At 68.5% G+C, this 3918-nt stretch carries 3 protein-coding genes; all 3 read right to left on the reverse strand.

The window, feature by feature from the left end; all coding sequences use genetic code 11:
- Positions 1-657 (reverse strand): hypothetical protein (locus ACFDSW_RS15750; RefSeq protein WP_375251213.1); only part of this gene is annotated, 657 nt, incomplete at its 3' end.
- A 59-nt stretch (positions 658-716) separates the two neighbouring features.
- Positions 717-1628, reverse strand: coding sequence for an alpha/beta hydrolase (locus ACFDSW_RS15755; protein WP_375251214.1), 912 nt, complete (start codon positions 1626-1628; stop codon positions 717-719).
- A 23-nt stretch (positions 1629-1651) separates the two neighbouring features.
- Positions 1652-3730 (reverse strand): glycoside hydrolase family 3 C-terminal domain-containing protein, encoded by a 2079-nt coding sequence (locus tag ACFDSW_RS15760; protein ID WP_315461231.1) that lies wholly within the window; start codon positions 3728-3730, stop codon positions 1652-1654.
- Between the last annotated feature and the right edge of the window lie 188 nt (positions 3731-3918).

Raw genomic sequence — 3918 nt, forward strand, 5'->3', positions numbered from 1 at the left:
TACCACGTCGAGATCGCCGCCGATGTAGAAGATCGATCCTCGCGTCACCTGCGGCAGCGCGCCGAGGTCGATCGTGCAATTCGCGACCACGCACACGGCACGCAGCGGCGTTTCGATCGGCACATAGGTCTTGAACAGGGGATCGTTGCGCGAAAAGAGCAGCGTCGCTGTTGCCGCCCCTTGCGAATGGCCCGCCAGGCCGATCTTGGCGGCATCGACCTTGTCGAAAAAGACGCTCTGCGGATCGCGCGACAGGCCGAGCAGATAGTGCGCCGTGTCCCTCACCGTGTCGCCCTGCCCGGTCCCGCCGTCGCGCGATCGGATGACGATGAATCCCCAACTGGCGAGGTGCCGGAGGAAATAGGCGTTTTTGTCCGCCGCTACGCTGTCGGCCGTCCCGTTGGCGAAGACGATCACGGGGTGGCGGAAGCCGTCCGCCTGCCCCTTCAGCGGGTTGGAGCCGAGGTCGGAAGGATACCAGATGTCGCAGACATGGCCTTCGCGGTCGCACGGACCGCCCGAGACGCTGGTCGTGGTCGCCCACGGCCCCTCGACGGCGTAGCGCCGCTCGATCGGCCCCTTCGCCTGATAGGTCGCGGCCGTCGCCGACTGGGTCAGCAGCATCGCACTCAACGCACACCATAGCGCCCAACGCATCGTCCCGTCTCCTCGTCAGATGGTCATCCTCTCGCGGCAGTCTCTTGGGACCGCTCGTGTCATGTCGTCAGCCAACCGTGCGTGCCGAGCCAGGTCAGCAGGGCCTGGGTCCAGCCGGAGCTGGTCGTGCCCGACTTGCCGTCAAAGCCGAAGCCGTGGCCGCCATGTTCGTAGACGTGGAGCTCGACCGGCCGCCCGGCACGGCGCCAGCTGTCGGGCAGGCCATATCCCTGCTTGCCGAACAGCTCGTCATCGCTCGCCACGGCGACGAACAGCGGCGGCGCGGCCGGAGCGACGGTGGTCGGCGCCATCGATGGATAGATGGCGGCGAACAGGTCCGGCATCGTGCCCGGTGCCGCCGTCTTCACCAGATCGACGCCCATGATCGCACCTGCTGAAAAGCCCACATAGGCGACGCTTTTGGGGTCGACGCCCCATTGCGCGGCGCGAGCGCGCACCAGCCGCATCGCCGCCTGTGCATCGACAAGCGCCGGCGCGGGTGCGGGAATGTCCGCGCCCCCTTTCGCGCCCGCCACCGCGGCGGCGGCGAAGCGCGCCAGCGCCGCCTGCTTAAACGCGTTCATCGGCGCGGGCGTCGGATCGAGGCGGTATTTCAGGACGAAGGCGGCTATCCCGTGATCGGCGAACCAGCGCGCGGGCTTCATCGCCTCCGCCTCCATCGATTCCATCACGAAACCACCGCCGGGTGCGATGACGACGGCAGCGCCCGTCGCCTTGTCCTTGGCGGGCAGCACGGGCAGCAGCGTCGCGGTCGACACGTTGCGCACGGTGGGACGGCCGGCAAGCGTGAACCAGCTTTCCGGCGGCATGCCCGGCACGCCGCCAGTGCCGAGTGGGATAGCCCCCGACTGCGCCGGCGTCGCCATCGATTCGACCGGAATGCCCTGGCCCGAGGCGGACATAGGGGTAGCAAGCGCGATCAGGGCGCCGAGGATACGGATACGCGACATCGGACGATCCTTTGCTGTGAGTGTCAGCGCCATTGGCGCGCCGGCAGGGTAACGGTGACGACCGGGCCAAGATCGGTGGCAGACCGGCCGAGCGCGAAGCCATAGGCACCCGCCGGCATCGTCCAGCGGCCGTTCCGGCTGTCGGCGAGAAGACGCGGGTCGATCGGAATGGTCGCAGTGGCGGCTCCGCCGGGCTGCACCGCCACCTTGGCAAATCCGGCAAGGCGCAGGGTGCGCCCGGCTGGCGTCGAGACCAGATAAAGCTGCGCGACCTCACTCCCCGCGCGAGCGCCCGTGTTGCGGATCGTGGCAGCCGCGCGCGGACTGGAGCCGCCCATCACCTTCAGCGTGCTATGGTCGAACGTCGTGTAGCTGAGGCCGAACCCGAACGGGAATAGCGGGGTCATCCCCTTACGCGCGAACCAACGGTAGCCGACATCCGCACCCTCGACGTCGTAATCGATCGGATAGCTCTTGCCTGCTGCCAGCCCGGCAGCGAAATCGCGGTCGATCATGCCGACATAGGGCAGCGCCGGCCGCGGCAGTTGCGCGACCGAGGCGGGGAACGTCACCGGCAACCGCCCCGACGGGTTCACATCGCCGAACAGCGTTGCCGCGATGGCGTCGCCGCCTTTCGCGCCGCCATACCAAGCCTCCAGCACCGCAGCCGTCTGATCGAGCCACGGCATCAGCACCGGGCCGCCGGTTTCGAGCACGACGATCGTCTTGGGATTGGCCGCCGCCACCGCGGCGATCGTCGCATCCTGGCCGCCGGGCAGCGACAGGTCGGGCACGTCCGCGCCCTCTGCCATCCACTGCGTTGCGAAGACGATCGCGACATCGGCATGCGCGGCGGCGGCCGCCGCCTCGGCTGGGTAGCGGCCGTCGACGAACGTCACCTTTGCGTTGGGCGCCAGCGCCCGGATTGCGGCGAGCGGCGCGGTGCCGTGGAACGTCTGGTTGTTGTACTTGGCGAGCGGCCCCTCGCCGCCCATCGGCAGCGACACCGCGGGCCCGCCGACCGGCTGCACCTGCGTCGATCCGCCGCCCGACAGCACGCCGGCATCGGCATAGCCGCCGATCACCACGATCGACGCGACATCCTTCGACAGCGGCATCAGCGCGTCGCGGTTGCGCAGCAGCACGATCCCCTCATCCTCGACCGCACGGGCGACAGCCGCGTTGGCGGCGAAGTCGATCGCCCCCCTCACCGGCGGATGCGCATCCAGCCCGACCGCATAGATCGACCGCAGGATGCGCCGGTTCATGTCGGCGACGCGCGCGGCATAGGCCGGATCGCGCGCCGCCGCCGCGGCTAGCGGCGTGCCGAAGAACACCTGCTTGTCGATTTGCGCACCCGATTGCTGGTCGAGCCCGGCCAGCGCGTAATCGACCGCGCCGACCGCACCCCAGTCGGACATTACGAAGCCGGGATAGCGCCAGTCCTGCTTCAGCACCCGGTTGAGCAGATAATCGCTGCCGCATGCCGGCGCCCCGTTGACGCGGTTGTAGGCGCACATCACCGCACCGGGCCGCCCCTGGTCGATCGCGATCTCGAAGGCGAGCAGGTCGCTCATGCGGAAGGCGTCGTCGGTGATCCGGCCATCGACCGCATGCCGGCCCGTCTCCTGCGCGTTGAGCGCGAAATGCTTGACCGTCGACAGGACGTGCTGCGATTGGACGCCGTCGATCGCCGCACCGCCCACCATGCCCGAATGCAGCGGATCCTCACCGAAATATTCGAACGTCCGCCCGTTGCGCGGGTCGCGCATCAGGTTGATGCCCCCGCCCAGCAGCACGTTGAAGCCCTTGGCCCGCGCCTCGCCTGCAATCATCGCGCCACCGCGACGGATCAGGTCCGGGTTCCAGGTCGACCCCATCGCCGTCGCCGAAGGCAGCGCGGTCGCGCCGTCTTTGCGCAGCCCGGCGATATACGACACGCCCAGGCTGGCGTCCGTTTCGATCAGCGCCGGAACGTTCAACCGGGGGATGCCGCTGACATAGCCCGCACCCAGCACGGCCTCGGCGGGTATCGTCACGTTCGGGATCAGCGGGATCGCCCACAGACCATGGGTCAGCACCGTCCGTTCGTCCGTTTGCATCCGTCGTTCGGTGTCCGTGGCACGCCTCTCGGCGGACGCTGCCTCGATCCGCGGTGGCGCCGTTTGCGCTCCGATTGAGCCGGCCGAGCAGAGCAGGACGGCGCAGGCCACAGCGCGTCGGTGCCGAAATGTCATCACATCCTCCCAGATGATGCGCAACTTACATACGAGCTTGACAGTATGTTTTG

It is taken from the genome of Sphingomonas sp., assembly GCF_042091075.1.
Lineage (GTDB): Bacteria > Pseudomonadota > Alphaproteobacteria > Sphingomonadales > Sphingomonadaceae > Sphingomonas.